The following is an 18315-nucleotide window of genomic DNA, read 5'->3' as shown; positions in this document are numbered from 1 at the left end:
ATTTTTGTAAATTTAAAGATTTCGAGGACAATTAATACAATCGATTGTATTAATTATGTACATTTGAAAAAACCATCATTTCGATTTGGTTATAGAAAACCGCTGTTTAACTGAACGGATTATAATTACATCCTTTTATTAATATCATTAACATATATAGACAATGACAACTCTTTACGAAACAAGATACGCCTCCAGCCCTGAAGCCGTGAAACAATACGATACGACCCAATTACGGGACGAGTTTTTAATCGATAATCTCATGCAGGAGGGAAAGATGGTTCTTACCTATTCCCATTATGACCGCTATATTGCTGGTTCAGCGGTGCCTAAGCAGTCTTTGACCTTGGAAAGCATTGATCCGCTAAAATCAACGTATTTTTTGGAACGTCGTGAATTAGGTATCATCAATGTCGGGGATAGCGGTTCAGTTGTTGTAGACGGAACTTCGTATGCCTTGGGTCATAAAGATGCCTTGTACATCGGAATGGGGGCAAAAGAAGTCGTTTTTAAAAGTGATTCAGAAACCAAACCTGCCAAATTTTATTTGAATTCTGCGCCGGCCCATACCAACTATCCTACAAAAAAGGTAAGTTTAGAAGATGCCAATAAACTTGAATTGGGATCACTAGAAACTGCCAATCACCGTACCGTAAACCAAATGATTATCGGTGGCGTGGTGACAACCTGCCAATTGCAAATGGGAATGACCACTTTGAAAACGGGTAGCGTTTGGAATACCATGCCGGCCCATGTGCACGACCGTCGTATGGAGGTTTATTTCTATATGGATGTACCTGAAGAACAAGCTGTCTGCCACTTCATGGGGCAGCCAAGTGAAACTAGACATATTTGGATGCACAACCACCAAGCTGTAATCTCACCACCGTGGTCGATACACTGTGGTTCTGGAACTTCGAATTACACTTTTATTTGGGGAATGGCGGGAGAAAATCTCGATTATACGGATATGGATGTTGCTAAAATAACCGAATTAAGATAGATATGGATAATTCATTATTTGATTTGACAGGAAAAATTGCTTTGGTCACGGGTAGTACTCACGGTCTTGGTATGGCAATGGCAAAGGGCTTGGGTAATGCTGGCGCAACCCTTATCGTTAACGGCAATTCGTCACAACAAAAAATAGACGATGCCGTAAAATATTATGAGTCAGAAGGTATAAAGGCTTTTGGCTATAAATTTAATGTTGCTGATGAGGCCGAGGTAATCGAAGCCGTTCAAAAGATACAAAGCGAGGTAGGCGCCATCGATATCTTGATTAACAACGCCGGAATTATTAAGAGAACGCCACTTGAAGAAATGGAAGTAGCCGATTTTAAACAGGTTATCGATATTGATTTGGTGAGTCCGTTTATAGTTTCAAAACACGTGGTTAAAAGCATGATCGCCAGAAAAAAAGGTAAAATCATCAATATTTGCTCAATGATGAGCGAATTGGGGCGCAATACGGTAGGCGCGTATGCTGCGGCAAAAGGCGGATTAAAAATGTTGACCCAGAATATGGCAACGGAATGGGCCAAACACAATATCCAGATCAACGGAATAGGACCGGGCTATTTTGCTACTTCCCAAACGGCACCGATACGGGTCGATGGGCATCCCTTTAATGATTTTATTATCAATCGAACCCCGGCCGCAAAGTGGGGTGATCCCGACGATTTGGGTGGTGCTGCCGTATTTCTAGCCTCTAAGGCAAGTAACTTTGTTAACGGTCATATATTATATGTTGATGGTGGTATTTTGGCAACCATCGGTAAACCTTCAAACGAAAACTAATTATGCGTGTAAATTCGGCTTTTCTTTCATTAGTTGTTGTTTTATTCTGTTTTGGGTGTGCCGAGAAAGCGGCGGAGAAGCAACAGATTGTTGTTAAGAACACCTTGAATAGCGACCGTTCTTCTGAGACCGTGTCATTAGATTTGAACAGTTTAGGTTTCGATGTTGAGGCGGTAGATTTGGGCGCGTTGGGGGTTTTAGATATTGAAACTCAAAAACCACTGGTAGTGCAGGTTGTGGATTCCGATAGTGATGGAACTTTAGATATGCTACTTTTTCAACCGGAAGTAAAAGCGCTTTCCGAAAAAACTTTTGAAATAATTCAGAACGATTCGACATCTACAATGACCGAAGAACGCTGTTATTCAAGGTTTGTACCTGAAAGAACTGATGATTATGCCTGGGAAAACAATCGCGTAGCTTTTAGAACTTATGGCCCAACTGCTCAGAAAATGGTAGAAGATGGTGTTAAAGGCGGTACGCTTTCAAGCGGTATCGATGCCTGGCTCAAAAGAGTTGATTATCCCATTATCAATAAATGGTACAAAAAAGAATTGGAGACTGATGGTTCATATCACAAAGATACAGGTGAAGGACTTGACAATTTTCATGTTGGACCCAGCCGAGGGGTAGGGGGAACTGCAGTTAAAGTTGATACCAATTATTATACCTCTAGAAACTATGCTTCTTGGAAAACGCTTTACAACGGACCAATTCGTACTAGTTTTATACTGACTTACGCCACATGGGATGCCGCTGGAAATCAAATTTCTGAAGAAAAGCATATTTCATTGGATTATGGCAGCAATCTTTCAAGATTTGAAATCAAGGTTAAGGGTACCGATACACTTTCCGCAGGTCTAACCTTGCACGAAAAAAATGGAGAAGTCGGTATAAATGAAGAAGAAAGTTGGATTAGTTATTGGGAACCCCATGAAGATTCAGAATTGGGTACTGGTATTGTTGTCCCCAAAGGAACCATGATTGGCCATGAGCATTATGTGACCAATAGAAATGATGAGAGTAACCTCTTTGCCCATTTAAAAGTCGAGAATCAAAAAGTATTATACTACGCTGGTTTCTCATGGAAAAAAAGCGGACAGTTTCAAACCAAAAAAGCTTGGGACGATTATTTGAGCGATTTCGCAGAAAAACTAAATAGTCCGTTAGAGGTTGTTGTAAAGTAAGTTTTGGCTTAGAAATCGGCTCGTCGGTTATTTGAGTCGGACAATCTCATAATTTTTAATTTTGAAGCATGAAAAACCTTTGTGTTCTTCTTATATTTTGTTTGATTTCGACTCATCTTAGCTCGCAAGGAGAGCGAAATATTCTACTTAAAGAATCTGCAGAAATTGACTTAGAAAAAAATCTGGTCACCAATTTTTCAGAACTCGGTTATCCAAAATACGATACACGTAATTTTTGGAATACCATACCCGAGGGATTGAAAAAAAAGTATATCGAACAGGGCGAAAAATATCTCGAGTATAATTGGCCGACTATAAAAGCAACGGATTATCTGGAAATTATTCGTTCAGGAGATCGGCGTCACCCCTTGTTTGTCAAACCACAATCTGTACTTACTGCCTGCGTTATGGCAGAATTGATGGAAGGCAAAGGAAGGTTTATCGACCAAATTATAAACGGAGCTTGGTTCTACAGTGAACAGACATGGTGGGGTTGGTCGGCTCACATTCCCGAACCCGACGGTCTTCCTGACAAGCATAACCCTTCAATTGATCTTGGGGTGGGGGAAGTTGCAAATATTCTTTCATGGACCTATTATTTTTTTAAAGAGGAATTTGACAAAGTTCATCCATTGATTTCGAAAAGGTTGAAAGATGAGGTTATGGATAAGGCTATTATTCCCTATTATGAGCGCGAAGATTTTTGGTGGATGGGTTTTGATAAAAAAAGAAAAGTTAACAACTGGAATCCGTGGACCAATTTTAACATGCTTACCGCTATCCTTATTATGGAAAATGATGAGCGCAAAAAGATTGCGGGTGTTCAAAAAGTAGTCAGGTCGTTAGATATCTTTTTAAATCAGTACCCTGCTGATGGGGGGTGTGATGAAGGTCCTTCATATTGGGGTTTGGCAGGTGCAAAGCTATATCAAAATCTAGATTTGCTCCGCTTGGCTACACAAGGCCAATTCGATGTTTTTGACAACCAACTTGTCAAAAACATGGGGGCCTATATTTATAAGGCAAATATTGATTATCCCTACTTTGTCAATTTTGCCGATGCAGATGCCAAAGTTAATAGTAAGCCCCAAGTTATTTATAGTTACGGAAAAGCTATCAAGGATCCCGTGATGCAAAAATTCGGTGCGTTTCTTGCGAATGAACAAGGTTGGGAAATTGAGACTTTAGATGGAAAAATCAATGAGCAGGTAATGCAATTGATGCTGCTCGAGGAGATAAAAAAGGCACCTGCGGAAAATGCACTTATTCGTGATTTTTGGTTGTCCGATATTGAAGTAGCCGGAGCGCGGGATGCCGAAGGTACAACTGATGGGTTCTTCTTTGCGGCAAAGGGCGGGCATAATGCAGAGAGCCATAATCACAACGATATGGGTTCTTTCGTACTTTATGTGAACGGTAAGCCGTGTTTGGTAGATGTGGGCAGGGAGACGTATAACGCAAAGACTTTTAGTAATAAAAGATATGAGATATGGACAATGCAATCACAATACCATAACCTTCCCAAGATAAATGGTGTGGATCAAATGAACGGGTCGCAGTATATTGCTCAAAACACCAGTTTTACAGCAGACAAGAAAAAGGCGTTTTTTTCAACGGATATTTCAAGTGCCTATGTCGATGCGGGTGTTAACAAATGGGTTCGAAGCTACCAGCTTAATAGGGGCAAGAAATTCACGGTCTTTGATAATTATGAGCTAAGCGAACTTAGGGATCTCCCAACGACTATTAATTTCATGACCCCATGTAAAGTCTCTGAGAAAGCTGCTGGTATTTTGAGCCTACAAGGTGATGGTTTTAAAGTCGAATTAAAGTACAACCCTAGTCATGTTTCACCAGTTATTGAATTTCACGCTGTTGAAGACGAAAAGCTTAAAAATAGCTGGCCTGAAGGGTTGACTCGAATTGTATTTACTGCCAAAAGTAAAAAGTTAAAGGGCGAGCATCAATTCATCATAAAAGAAACTAAGTTATAATTTAATCAATTGCTTAAACTGTCTTTACATTAAAAAGATTTGACTATTCTATTTTTGAGCGGCCTTAGTTTTAAGGAGACGTTCTGATGAGTATTTGAGTTAGTCTATTAAAACCGATGGAAACATCGGTTTTTTCAGTAAAGAGCTATTTTGAAAATGTTAATCGAATAGTGGTCTTAAAAAATCGCGGTACCATTTACCTGATGATTTTACGATTCTTTTTTGATTCTTGAAATCGACATAGACCAATCCGAATCTGGGATAAAACCCTTCCGCCCATTCAAAATTATCGGTGAATGTCCAAGCAAAGTATCCCGAAACTTTTAATCCGTCGTTTTTGGCTTTATGAACTTCTTTTAGATAATGTTTTAGGTAAGATAGGCGTTGAGGGTCGTGTACTTTACCTGCCTTGAGCGAATCTTCAAAAGCACTGCCATTTTCGGTTATGATAATCTTTTTGACATTTTCATAGGTGTTGAACTTAGCAATCATGGCGTATATGCTGGGTGGGTATACTTCCCAGTCCATCAAGGTGGTTTGCACGTTCCGCTTTGTGGCCTTAACGATTTTGGCCCATAAATAAGGGGTGGTATAGCTGTGCCTAACGACCTCTCTGGTATAGTTTTGAATTCCTATAAAATCGAAATCGAAAATCAGATTTTTTTTATCCTCGGGCCGTTGGTATTTTTCTATGCGTTGTAGTACTTTAATATCTTTTGGGTACCCTAAACCCAGAGATGGTTCGATAAAAAGTCGATTGAGCAAAGCATCTGCTTTTCGTGCCGCAAGAGCATCTTTCTTGTTGTTTGAACGAGGTGTTATTTGAGAGCAGGAGAAAGTGGTGCCTATCGTTGCGTTTGTCACTTCGGAACGTAAAATTCTGCCTCCGGCACTTTGACATAGAGCGGCATGATGCACGGCTGGTAGAAAATTTTTCAATCCTTTACGGCCCGGGGCATGAACCCCCAAAAAATGTCCCGCGCCGGTAAATACCATCGGTTCGTTAAGCACCATCCAGTGTTTTACCCGATTGCCGAAATGTTTCGCGCAAAGTCGGACATAGTTCTCGAACCAACCGATTATTTTTCTATTTGTCCAACCTCCCTTATCCTCTAAATTTTGGGGGAGGTCCCAATGATAGATCGTTACCCATGGCGTAATGCCACATTCAAGACAAAAATCGATGACTCGGTTGTAAAAATCAATACCTGCTTGGCTCGATGATCCCTCTCCTTTGGGCATGAGTCGAGGCCAAGACAATGAAAATCTAAAATTAGGAATGTTCATTGCCTTCATCAGCTGAATATCCGATTTATAGTTGTGATAAAAGTCACAAGCTATTTTACCATGATGTTCTTGATAGACTTTTCCTTTTTGGGAAACGAAGCGGTCCCATATCGATTCACCCTTATCATGAATGGCGTGGGCGCCTTCGATTTGATAGGCGGCAGTTGATACTCCCCAAATAAAATCATTTCCAAAATCGTTGATGCCCAGTTCAGGATTTGGGTAATTTTTTTTGTCGGTCATAAATCTACTAGTAGGTTTGACCTATGGTCACCTCTTGAAGCACGCGATCAATTATTTCTGCTGTGATATCGGGGTAGTATACATCGACTTTTTTACTGCTTTCGACCCATTGCTTTAGCTTATCAAGGTGTTTGGTTTTTAATGTTTTTATTATTGGTACGCCCATTTCCATCAAAGCCGCGGCATTGCATTGTTGTTCATATTGCCCTTTCATAGGTATAGCCATAAGCTTCTTTCCCATGTATAGGGCTTCGGCGGGGGTCTCAAAACCAGCACCGCAAAGCACTCCTTTGCTTTCTGCCATGCTCTTGATAAAAGTTTCATTTTTGATGCGACGAATGGTTATGTTGCGCCAAAAGAAATCACTATCGGTATGTTTCGAAAATACTTCCCATGCTACATTCTTTATCTGAGAAAGTACATTTAAAATTTTTTCGTCACTATAGGAAGGTAAATAAACAGTATAGTGATTACCAGCAGTTCGTGTTATATTCCGAACATCTTGGCGTATGATGGGGGTAAAGATAGTATCATCATAATTTTTAAAATGCAAGCCATATTGCTTTGTGGTGGGAGCATATTTTCTGAGGATGAATTTACCAAATCTATCCGTTTTTTTTGGTTGCGGTGCTTTGGGCGATAAAACAGCAGCTTGATGACTAAGACTGATACATCTCTTCTGATTCTGTTTGCAAGCCCATGCTGAAACCGGTTCGAAGTCGTTGATAATCAAATCATAATCGGAGACGGGAATACTCTTGATTTCTTTTTGAAGCCTCACCGAATTGGTCTTGACATACGTACGCCACATATCAACACCTCCCTTTTTCCCGAAAATAAAACTCCACCCTTTTAGTTGATATTTAATAGGGTACGGAATTTGAATATCTGCCTGTGTTCCGCTTACCAAAATATCAAGATTTACCTTATTTTTCTGTAAGATGGGAATGATGTCACGCGCCCTGCTCAAGTGTCCGTTTCCAGTTCCTTGTATGGCGTAAAGTACTTTCATTTATACCGCTTTTTTTTTATTCGTTGACTCTGAAATAGAACTGAATTCTTTCATCAGACTTTCGAAAAGTTCATTTTTTCCAAGTTCGTCAACAGAATCCTTAATGTCTCGATGTTGGGCCTTTGCAATAAGATCTTGTTCGTATTGATAGAGCATCCATTTCCCTTCATGGTATTCCAAAGCGGTTAGGTTTTCGACCCAATCACCTGAATTAAGATACAATACCGTTCCCTTTTCGGTCTTGATATTTTTAATATCCGGCTGATGAATATGCCCGCAAACGACATAGTCGAACTCTTTTTCAATGGCAATATCTGCAGCGATGCGTTCAAAATCACTGATAAACTTTATGGCTGATTTTACGCCGTTTTTTACTCTTTTAGACATAGAAACGGGACCTCTACCCATTTTTTTGCTAATATAATTCACGGCCCGGTTCAAAAGAATCAAGAAATCATACCCCATGGCGCCAAGCTTGGCAATCCACTTCGAATGTTGCATGGTAACATCAAAGACATCGCCATGAAACATCCATGCTTTTTTACCATCAAGGGGTAGTACAATTTTATTGGAAATGCTCAAGGATCCCATTTTAAACCCGACGAATTTTCGCAAAAGTTCATCATGGTTTCCGGTTATATAATACACTTCTGTTCCTTTGGCGACCCAATCCATTAGTAGTTTGACCACCTTCATATGTGATTTGGGCCAATACCGTTTGCTGAACTGCCAAATATCGATGATATCGCCATTGAGTACTACTTGTCTTGGTTTTATTGATTTTAAATAATTTAATAATTCTTTGGCGTGACAACCGTATGTACCTAAATGTACATCGGAAATCACGACCAGGTCAACGGGTCTTTTTTTCATTTGGAGGGTTGGGTATTGGTTTTGTGATTCTCTTGAATTTAAGGGGCGAACAATACGTGCCCATACGGGCAATAAAGAAGTCGGACACTAGGGACGAAAAGGAAACTGAAACAATTTTCATGCACAGAATATCAGCTTATTCAAAGGTTGGAAATAAAACCAGAGTTTTGGTAAAGTTGATTTTAAGGTATGGTTAAGTGAAGTTTATTAAAAAAACATATAAGCATTTGATAGCCATTGGGTAATATGGTATTCCAAAATTTCCCCAACAGACCACCATCCCTCAAAAAATAGCTTTCACTAGTGGTCGATCCAGAATTTGGACACTAGAATATTTTTGTATTGGCAGTTGTATTTTCAGATAAGATCAAATCCGAAGTAAGTATTAAAAGAACCTCGGAAACTTGGATTCTCATAAGAGCTGTTTGATGATGTGATTAACTCCGTACAACATAAAAATTGTAGTTGTTGACCACTGTAAAATGCAGTTTCACATCAAATCAAACACGTTGTTAAGAATATTGTAAATAACTGCAATATATTGAACTTCTAGGTCGTTATAAGGTCTTTCTTACAAATGGTAAAGGTAGTACCGTTTCATTACAATTTTCAAATAACGACCAAATATCATGATTAAATCAATCAAAAAACTAGTGCCATTATTTTTGTTAATTAGTTTTAATGCTTGGTATGGTATGGCGCAGGTCGCCCCTAGCTTGCAGAATACCGGTTTCAACTCATGTGGTTCTGATTTGCCACAAGCTGAACTCAATCTTGGAAGCTTGGTTTTATCCGAATCCCTAGCGACAGATTTTTCCATAGGTACCTATACGTTCTATATTCAAGCACCCTCTAATTTTGATATAAATGCGACGACCATTATCGAAACGGGTACTGATATTACAGCTGCAACGGTAACACAAGATGCTGGTGATGCATCCCGATTAGAAGTGACCATTACGGCAAGCGCCCAAACGTCTCTGGATGTTGTTACTATCGAAAACGTTCGATTACTACTTATTCCCGGAGCAACTACAACCGACGGTAATTTAAAATACAGTCTCGATGGCAATGCCAATAACATCAATGCGCTAACCGATAATGAGACTCTTGCTACAATCTCTTTTGATCCACTTATAGGTGGTGCAGGGGTCGATCAGCAAGTATGTGCTATCGATGATGTTCAAAACATCAGTGTTACCGGTTCTAACATTACCCAAACCAGAACCTTTGAATGGGAAGAAGAAATCAGCGGTACTTGGACGCCCATTGCAAGTTCCAATTCAGAAATATTGGTGATAGACAGGGCTTCTTTTCCAAATGGTGTGAGTAAATACAGACGCCTAACTACTTTTACCATAAATGGGGAAATATGTACCCAGGTAAGCTCGCCGGCAACCATTACGGTGAATGAAATATATGCGGGAACCATTACCGAAGGTACGGGCCAAAATGTCTGTACTACGGAAACACCCCAACAATTAAGTGCTTCTGGTGATGTTGCCGTGGCACCGACCGGTACGAATTCTTATCAATGGTATAAAAACGATACGGGAACATGGGATCTTATTGCGGGAGCGACCGACAATTTTTATCAACCTACACCTTTGACCGCATCAACCTCATTTAAAAGAAGATTCACGAATGTTATCAATGGTTTTAGCTGTTTTGAGGAAACCCCTGCGGTAACCATTATCGTGAATTCAACAGTTTTAGGAGGTACCGGCACGGATCAGAATATCTGTGCGTTAAGCGATTTGCAATTGCTTACGGTAAATAATGGAGAAAACAACGGCATTTATCAATGGCAAAAAAATAATCTAGGAACTTGGGAGGATATTAGCGGGGCTACCCAGAATACCTACAATGCCAGTGCAAACCTCAGCCCTGGAGTTACGGAATTTAGAAGGGTTACGACTGTTTCAGGAGCGAGTTGTCAGGGTACAAGCACCGTTACCACTATTACTTTTACCAATTTTGTTGTTGGAAGTATATCCGGAACAGAAACGATTTGCTCAAATGAAATGCCCAATGCCTTGGCATCTGATACCAATGCTACGGGAACAGGTACGATTTCTTATCAATGGGAACAATTTGATGGAGTTTCTTGGACGACAATTTCTGGCGCCAACAATGCAGATTATCAACCCGTTGCCCTTTCGCAATCAACAAGCTTTCGGAGACAAGACAACATACTTTTAAATGGGTTTACTTGTTCCGATTATACCAATGAAATTGAAATCACCGTTCTTGATCAAATCAACGGAGGTGACGCAAGTGCCAACCAAACAATTTGTGAAGGAGAGGTTCCTGCTTCGATTACCATCGCAAACGGAACGGCTGCGGGGCCAAGTATTAGTTATCAATGGCAATCAAAAACAACAGGTAATTTTACCAATATTAGCGGGGAAACCGATGCAGTATTTAATTTTGCAAGTGCCCCTAATGCTACGACCGTATATAGAAGACAAACCGTTGCTTCTGACAATGCCAAAGTATGTTTCGAGAATTCTACGGAAACCACTGTTTTTGTAAACAGTCTTACTACCGGTATTATTGGGAACGACCAAGACATATGTTCGGGAGAAACACCAAACACCATTATAAATTTAGGAAATACGGTCGCCGCCGGCAACTTAACTTATACATGGGAAGCGTCTACCGATAATGGTGTTATCTGGACATCCATACCAGCGGCTACGGGTGCTACATACACTCCAGGTACACTTGCATCCTCCACAAAATATAGAAGGTTGGATACAAGTACATTAAATGGCAAGGTTTGTTCCGACTATACGAATGAGGTGACTATAAATGTCGCTGGAGCTATTGCCGGTGGAGAAGGATCTGCCGATCAGGTGGTTTGTGAAGACGAAACTCCTGCAACAATTAGCGTTGCCAATGGTACACCTGCAGGGGTGGGCATAAACTTTCAATGGGTATCTTCAACAGATAATGTAAGCTATACAGTAATGTCAGGTGAAACTGGAGAAAGTCTAAGTTTTGCAACAGGTTTGACTACTTCGACTTATTTTAAAAGAAATGTGACTTTCACCAGCAATGGCAATACTTGTGAAGCTTCGAGTCTTCCTACCTTGGTTACCTTGCTTACGTTGTCAGAGGGGGCAGTTGCACAGACCCAAACCGTATGTGGTTCCGATAATGTAGCTGCACTTACCAGTTCGGTCGATGCCACATCCAACGGAACCATCAGCTATAGCTGGCAAATATCTCCCGATGGCAATACATGGTCCGATATCGTAGGAGCCGATCAGGCTACTTATGCGCCCAGCAATACTGGTGACCTAGAAACTTACTATAGAAGAAAGGCTACGACTACCTTGCAAAGTACCACTTGTGAAGCTACAACAGGGCCTGTAATTGTTTATGTGAACAAATTTGACGATGCTGTCAATCATAGAATAACTTTCGTTTCAGGAGGAACAGGAAGCACGGTGGTATGTAACGATGGAGATCCACAGCCTTTTGATACCAATTTCCCGTTAATCGCTTCAGGAGCCGTGACCTATCAATGGCAGGTTTCCTATGACAATATTACATTCTCGAATATCGCCGGAGCTGATGCTATTTCTTATGATCCGCCTCTAGTGACCCAAGATACGTACTATCGAAGAATTACCACATCTACCTTGAATGGGCTTTCGTGCAGCGAGACCAGTAATGTTCTTGAGCTTATCAACGGTGGCAATGCTACGCCCGGTAGCATCGGTACCACGAATGCCAATGGCACGAATGGTACAAGTGAAGAAGTGATTTGTAGTGGTGACGATCCGAGCTTAATAGAAGAATTGACTGCTGCGACGGGACAAACCTTAACTTATGAATGGTATGCCAACAATGTATTGATAGCAGGTGCCAACGCAACAAGTTATGATCCCCCAGCTGGATTAACACAAACAACCACCTACCATAGAACTACCTACAGTACCGATATATCAGGAGTTACATGTATTGTCGAAAGTAATTCTGTTGTTGTTCTGGTACCTAATGCAGATTCCATAGGCAGTAATATAACCATCTGTTCCAATACGGTTCCACCGACACTCGGCGATACAAATACGATTCAAGGGGTTCCTTACATGGGTTTTAAATGGTTCGAGTCGAATGACGGCGTATCCTTTTCGGAGATAATCGGTGCCACGGGACCGACATATTCTCCTGGGGTAGCTTTTACTTCCAATAAGTTTTACCGTAGAGGCTATACATCAACCGTAGATGCGAGTGTTTGTGGTCCGGAAAAATTGAGTAATACCATTGAGATTATTATCAATGATGTTAGCGCTGGTTCTATTACGGGCAATCAACAAATATGCTTTGGAGAAGACCCTGCGACATTGGTCAATAATGTTGACGGAACCGCATCGGGAGTTTTAAGATATCAATGGTATTCTTCCGAAGATAATTCTACCTGGAGTATTGTCGATGGAGCTGTAAATAGTTCTTATGATCCCCAAGCCGGAAGTTTTCCAACAACTTATTTCAAAAGAAGGACATATTCCAATTTAAATAATGTAGCCTGTTCTGAAGATAGTAATACGGTCGTAGTCGAGGTGACTGCCGAATTGGTTCCCGGAACCTTGAGTAGTAACCAGACCATTTGCGAAGGTGTTGTGCCTGCTGCATTGACTGTATCAGGGGGTAGTACCTTTGTAGACCAGAGCTATGCTTGGTACGCCTCACCGGATGGTGTTATTTGGACCGACCTTAATGTAACCACGGCATCTTATACGCCACCGATTCCTACAGAGACAACATTTTACAAAAGAACGACTAGTAGAACATCTTTTGGCAGCTTGACCTGCGTGGTCGAAACCAATGCCGTTGAAGTGGTGCTCAACGGGGTATATGCCGGAAAAATCACAGACAACCAGTCGGTCTGTGAAGGTAGCCAGCCCCTTGCCATTGTAGAACTAGAGTCTGCCACGGGTGCAGGTACATTGGCCTATCAATGGTGGTCTTCCCCAGACAATCAGACCTATACGATGGTTCCTGGTGCGACACAACCAAATTATACGCCACCGACGACCCTGACCACTTCAACCTATTTCAAAAGAGTAGTGACGAGTACGGTTTTTGGAGTTCCCTGTGCGGATGAAACATCACCCAAACTAGTAACGGTCATTCCTTATCCTATAATCAATAATGATGCGATTATTGATAATGATATTACAAACGTCAGTTGCTTCGGAGGAAACGATGGTAGTATCGTAGTGCCTAACGGAAGAATTACCGGTGGCAATACCGCTCAAACACAAATTAATACGGTCTCTCTTTTTGGTATCCCAGAACTCGGCAATACCTATAGTTTAATCATCAACGGTATTGTATACGAGCATCAAGTTACTTTGAATGGGCTAAATCAACCGCAAAATAACAATGAAGTGGCCATTGCCCTAGCACAAGAAATAAACACGGCGACCGGTGCTGATCTTAGTGAAGTAATTGCAACGACCAATGCGAACGAAGTTATATTGACTGCAAAAGTTACGGGAATTCCTTTTACGGCCTACGTAAGTACGGGAAGTGCTACCAATGCCAGCGCATCCAACGTGATAACCCAGCCGAACGGAGTAGCCAATACCTATGAATGGACAAAAGTCGGGGATACCGGTTTTAGTGCTTCAACCTTGAGCATTTCCGATTTGACGGCCGGTGTTTACTTGCTGACCGTTTATAATGAATTCTGTGGCATAACATCGTCTCCGTTCTTGGTTTCGCAGCCGGAACAACTTGTTCTCAATATCGGCGATACGTGTAACACCGCTATTACGGCCTCGAGTACGGGTGGTATTGCGCCGTTTACCTATACGCTTACCCGGCCGAATGGAACAACTTTGGTGCAAACTTCCAATAATCCGAATGTTACCTATACCGATTTAACGGCTGGTGCTACGTATACCGTAAGTGTAAAAGGGGCTACCTGTAGCTTGGAAGAATCGGAACCGGTGACTTTGCCTTTAGGTTTGCAGTTCGATGAAGCTTCCGTAGTGGTCGAGAATGCGACCTGTTTTGGTCAAAATGACGGTACCATCAGTTTGAATATCGGGGCAACGACCGTAACAGGTGGTTTTTCTCCGTATAACTTTAGCTGGACAGGCCCCAACAATGCAACCTATTCATCAGAGAATATAGCGAATCTTGTTCCGGGTGTTTATGTGCTTTCGGTTACTGACCAAATAGGTTGTAGTACGACTTTTACGGCCAATGTGGCCTCGAAAGCGGTGCTTGAGATCAGTAATGTGCAAACGATCAACGAGCAATTACAATGTGCTGGTGATACCAATGCTGAAATCAGTATTCAGATCAGCTCGGATCCTAGCAGCCAATTACAAATAACATGGTTTAAAAACGGCACGAGCTATACCACGAACAATACGAATCTTACGAATTTAGGAGCAGGATCTTATGAGGTTGTCATTAAAGATACCAATAGCGATCCCGTTGCGCCTTGTACGGTTCGACAGACCTTTGAAGTAAGTGCTCCCGAAGTATTTGTTGCCCAAGAGGTTCAAACGGAAACCCCGGGTTGCATTGATGCCAATACGGGAAGAACGTTTACGTTCACCGTTCAGGGCGGTACAGCACCCTATCAATACACCGTAGATAATGGAACACCCGTGCTTTTTACGAGCGCTGAAACTACGATAAGTTCGCTATCGAATGATGGCCATGTTATCGACGTTACCGATACGAACCAGTGTGTGGTACAAACGTTTACGATGGATCGTTATGAAGTACTTTCCTATAACGGGGTACAATCACATACGATAGCGGCTTGTGAGACCAATTTCGCCTTTGTTCTCGATACGGATCTCGTAGTAGGCGGAACTCCTTTTGTAGCGGCCAATAGCGATACCTATTATATATATGATTGGACAGGTCCTAACAATTTCATAGCCCAAGATATTACCTCTTTTGATGCGGTAGCGGGCACTTATTCTTTAACAATTACAGACAGTAAAGGCTGTACGTCGGAACTAATCGAATTCACTTTTAATACGACCTACGAGCCTATTGTGGTCGATAAGACAATCGACTTGGTAAGTTGTGGTTCATCCAATGATGGGGCTATTTCGATAGTCGTAAGTGGCGGACTTAGACCTTATGCAATTGTATGGGAAAAAGAGGAAGCCGGTACGACAAATAATCCTGCTGCAACCTTTACACCCATGGGGCAGAACATTACACAACTGAGTAGTTTGGAAGAAGGTCGCTATCGACTTACGGTTACCAGTACGATAAATGGCTGTACCGAGGCTGACCCGGCGTATTATTACCGTGAGATCATCACGCTGAACAAAACGGAATCACTGAGTTTGGTCGATGGTCCGTATTTAGACGATGCGCTATGTTTAGGAAACCCTGGAAGTATTTCAGTGTCCATTTTTAATAGCCAAGGCGGTGATCTTAGCTTTTACTATGATAATGCCTTGATGCCCTCCGTAAAAATAGGTACGGATACGTATTCGGTACAAATAGCAAACCCGTTGGAAGATGCCTTGCTTAATGTGGTCAATGATGAAGGATGCGGATTTACCATGCCGATAAGTTCGGGTGTTACCGACCCTGAGTTCGATTATAGCTCTGACGAGTTTGAAATCACAGGTTTGTTGATGGCCAAAGAAGACATTCGGTTCAACATTACAAGTGAACTGGGTGCAGGAAATGCAACCTGGAATTTTGGCGATGGAAGTGCCACCGTAGATGTCGATCCAAATACCGACGGTACCATGATTACCCATATTTATAGTCATCCGGGCTTATTTACCGTGAGCTTGACTCTTTTCAACGAACAGGGCTGTAGTAAAACGGTAACCCAAGAGGTGCAGATCGGCAATGGTTACGATGTGATGTTCCCGAACGTATTCTCGGCAAATAACGATGGTATCAACGATTATTTCCAAGGAGAGATTACAGGAATAGCTTCTTTTGCCTTTCAAATTTTCGATATGTGGGGTGCACTGGTCTATGACGTGGCATACGATTTCGATGATATGCCGGTAAATTGGGGTTGGGACGGTACCTACAGTTCAGGAAAACTGTATAAAAACAAATCGTTCAGATACCTGTTTGTCGGAACCACTAAAGAAAATAACCAAATAACCAAATCTGGCGAAGCCGCAATATTACGATAATGATGAAACATAAACTGATAACCACCCTGCTGCTTGTTCTTATTTCGTTAGGGGCGTATGCTCAGGAAAAGTTCGTGCATAACCTCAGTAAGAACCCGGCATCGTTGAACCCTAGTTTTCATGCCTTTAAAGATAAGACCAGAATTGGGGTGTTGGCCGAATTCGCAAGCCAAAATCAAGGGGCACAATCGCAACATAAATACGCCTTTGGGTCTACGGCCTTTGAAGAGTACAATTTTCAATTGGGGCTTGACCTGTTCAATAACAATTTGAACAATTCGGGCTTTAATTATACTTCGGCGGCCTTAAGTTATATGTACAAATTGGAATTGTCGAACGACTGGATTTTCTACCCCGGTATCACGGCAGGTTACAGTAATTATAAGTATGATTTTAACAACCTGACGTTTCAAGACCAGATCAATATCTTTACGGGGCAGATCAGCGCCAATACCATTGACCCCATTACAGCAGCGGAAAATATAGGATACCTCGATATGGGCGCCTCGGTAATGATACATAACGATATGAATATGTTGTTCGGACTTGCGTTCAAACATTTGAACCAACCCAAAATATCGTCACGGCAAAGTGAGAACAATGTAAATCTGAATATGCTGATTTCAGGGCAGTTCGGTTATGAAATGGACATTAATAAATACGGACAGACCAAATTGCCCGAATACTCCTATTTGTACCTTTTTAATGCCGTATCGGTGCAAGGCCCGAATACTCGACTTGATTTCTACCAAGATGTGACCTTGGGTAATTTTAGTGTAGGGGTCAATGAACACCTGAATTTTATGGAAAGTGCCACGTTCTCTGAAATTGGCTTTGCCACAAGTATTATTTTGGAAACTTTTGAATTGGGGCTAAACTATAGATTGCCTTTTGGGGCCCAGGCCAAGCAATTAATCCCAAACTCGTTGGAACTCTTTTTGGTTTTTGATATTTCGAGTTTTAAAGAACGTAGACGCAAAAACTACAGCCGATTTTATTAGTCATCGATTCCCTTATCTAAATAAGAACAGTTTAACCACCCTTTATTCATTTTTAAAAACCTTCTGATGGTATTGCAGTAAGGTGGCCTCGTTGTGCCATAAATTTGGCGCTCATCCTTCTATAGCAAAAGCAATAAAAGGAGTTTTTTGCACTGTCGGGTTTTGTTATCTTAGTGGTGAAATGGGAATATAGTCATTAGTAACTATATTCATTGTTTTGTAAAACATTTGAAAATGAGACATATAATCTTGATGATTACATTTGTTTTGGGGATACAAACAACAAATGCTCAAGCCTTATCTGAATCTGACAGTTTGCAAATTGTAAATAAAATAAATGATTGGAATCAAGGTTGGAAAACCAAAGACGTGGAATTGGCTTGCAAGTGGTATTCAAAAAACGCTGATTTTACCAATGCTTTCGGATTTAATATGATTGGACAGGCAGAAATACAGGAATATCTGACTAGAGTATTTGGATTTGACTTTGTAATGGCAGGAAATACGGAACAGACCTCGCTAAAGCTTAAAAAGATATCTGACAAAGCAATTCTAGTAATCACAACGGTTGAAAGAAAAGGACAAAAAACTGTTGACAACAAAAGTTTAGGAGCCCGAAACACAACTCATTATCGATTTTTTGAAAAAACTGACCAATGGGAAATTACAGCTCATTTAATTTCCGATGCTAGAAGTACGGAATCAGAAAAGCACTAAAAGCGTTTTACAGCAATGGTAACCATTACACAAGCCGTTCATTCA

At 41.2% G+C, this 18315-nt stretch carries 10 protein-coding genes; 7 read left to right on the top strand and 3 right to left on the bottom strand.

Annotated features, from left to right (window positions below):
• Positions 1-163 precede the first annotated feature (163 nt).
• From kduI to BLS33_RS11340, 4 genes are all read left to right on the top strand, one after another.
• A complete protein-coding gene (gene kduI / locus BLS33_RS11355; RefSeq protein ID WP_089888721.1) occupies positions 164-1003 on the top strand; it encodes a 5-dehydro-4-deoxy-D-glucuronate isomerase in 840 nt (279 codons plus the stop codon).
• Between the two features lie 2 nt (positions 1004-1005).
• On the top strand, positions 1006-1800 hold the full coding sequence (locus BLS33_RS11350; RefSeq protein ID WP_089888718.1) for a gluconate 5-dehydrogenase: 795 nt from the start codon (positions 1006-1008) through the stop codon (positions 1798-1800).
• Between the two features lie 2 nt (positions 1801-1802).
• On the top strand, positions 1803-2987 hold the full coding sequence (locus tag BLS33_RS11345) for a DUF4861 domain-containing protein (protein WP_089888715.1): 1185 nt from the start codon (positions 1803-1805) through the stop codon (positions 2985-2987).
• A gap of 68 nt (positions 2988-3055) precedes the next feature.
• Positions 3056-4981, top strand: coding sequence for a heparinase II/III domain-containing protein (locus tag BLS33_RS11340; RefSeq protein ID WP_089888711.1), 1926 nt, complete (start codon positions 3056-3058; stop codon positions 4979-4981).
• A 159-nt stretch (positions 4982-5140) separates the two neighbouring features.
• Here BLS33_RS11340 and BLS33_RS11335 read toward each other — a convergent pair whose 3' ends face one another.
• From BLS33_RS11335 to BLS33_RS11325, 3 genes are read right to left on the bottom strand one after another with little or no spacing between them, the layout of a single operon-like run.
• The gene (locus tag BLS33_RS11335; protein WP_089888709.1) at positions 5141-6511 is read right to left on the bottom strand and encodes a GH1 family beta-glucosidase; all 1371 of its coding nucleotides are present in this window, start codon (positions 6509-6511) and stop codon (positions 5141-5143) included.
• 7 nt (positions 6512-6518) lie between these two features.
• Positions 6519-7523, bottom strand: a complete 1005-nt coding sequence (locus tag BLS33_RS11330) for a glycosyltransferase family protein (protein ID WP_089888706.1) — start codon at positions 7521-7523, stop codon at positions 6519-6521.
• Complete coding sequence (locus BLS33_RS11325; RefSeq protein ID WP_089888928.1) at positions 7524-8396, bottom strand: UDP-2,3-diacylglucosamine diphosphatase; 873 nt, start codon at positions 8394-8396, stop codon at positions 7524-7526. It lies immediately after the preceding gene.
• A gap of 629 nt (positions 8397-9025) precedes the next feature.
• On the opposite strand from BLS33_RS11325, the gene BLS33_RS11320 reads away from it, so the two are divergent.
• The 3 genes from BLS33_RS11320 (at position 9026) to BLS33_RS11310 (ending at position 18270) form a co-directional block, all read left to right on the top strand.
• Positions 9026-16552, top strand: a complete 7527-nt coding sequence (locus BLS33_RS11320) for a PKD domain-containing protein (RefSeq protein ID WP_089888704.1) — start codon at positions 9026-9028, stop codon at positions 16550-16552.
• On the top strand, positions 16552-17553 hold the full coding sequence (locus BLS33_RS11315; protein WP_089888701.1) for a PorP/SprF family type IX secretion system membrane protein: 1002 nt from the start codon (positions 16552-16554) through the stop codon (positions 17551-17553). Before BLS33_RS11320 ends, BLS33_RS11315 begins: the two co-directional genes overlap by 1 nt.
• A gap of 252 nt (positions 17554-17805) precedes the next feature.
• Positions 17806-18270, top strand: coding sequence for a Cif family virulence factor (locus tag BLS33_RS11310; protein WP_089888699.1), 465 nt, complete (start codon positions 17806-17808; stop codon positions 18268-18270).
• Positions 18271-18315: the final 45 nt, after the last annotated feature.

Origin of the sequence: Kriegella aquimaris (assembly GCF_900103215.1) — a bacterium.
GTDB classification, from domain to species: domain Bacteria; phylum Bacteroidota; class Bacteroidia; order Flavobacteriales; family Flavobacteriaceae; genus Kriegella; species Kriegella aquimaris.
The sequence above is the reverse complement of the archived record's forward strand: the minus strand, read 5'-3'. Positions and strand labels throughout refer to the sequence as shown.

Coding starts and splice junctions, on each gene's coding strand:
- BLS33_RS11345 (WP_089888715.1), top strand. CDS start 1,803: ATGCGTGTAAATTCGGCTTTTCTTTCATTAGTTGTTGTTTTATTCTGT.
- BLS33_RS11350 (WP_089888718.1), top strand. CDS start 1,006: ATGGATAATTCATTATTTGATTTGACAGGAAAAATTGCTTTGGTCACG.
- kduI (WP_089888721.1), top strand. CDS start 164: ATGACAACTCTTTACGAAACAAGATACGCCTCCAGCCCTGAAGCCGTG.
- BLS33_RS11335 (WP_089888709.1), bottom strand. CDS start 6,511: ATGACCGACAAAAAAAATTACCCAAATCCTGAACTGGGCATCAACGAT.
- BLS33_RS11315 (WP_089888701.1), top strand. CDS start 16,552: ATGATGAAACATAAACTGATAACCACCCTGCTGCTTGTTCTTATTTCG.
- BLS33_RS11325 (WP_089888928.1), bottom strand. CDS start 8,396: ATGAAAAAAAGACCCGTTGACCTGGTCGTGATTTCCGATGTACATTTA.
- BLS33_RS11320 (WP_089888704.1), top strand. CDS start 9,026: ATGATTAAATCAATCAAAAAACTAGTGCCATTATTTTTGTTAATTAGT.
- BLS33_RS11330 (WP_089888706.1), bottom strand. CDS start 7,523: ATGAAAGTACTTTACGCCATACAAGGAACTGGAAACGGACACTTGAGC.
- BLS33_RS11340 (WP_089888711.1), top strand. CDS start 3,056: ATGAAAAACCTTTGTGTTCTTCTTATATTTTGTTTGATTTCGACTCAT.
- BLS33_RS11310 (WP_089888699.1), top strand. CDS start 17,806: ATGATTACATTTGTTTTGGGGATACAAACAACAAATGCTCAAGCCTTA.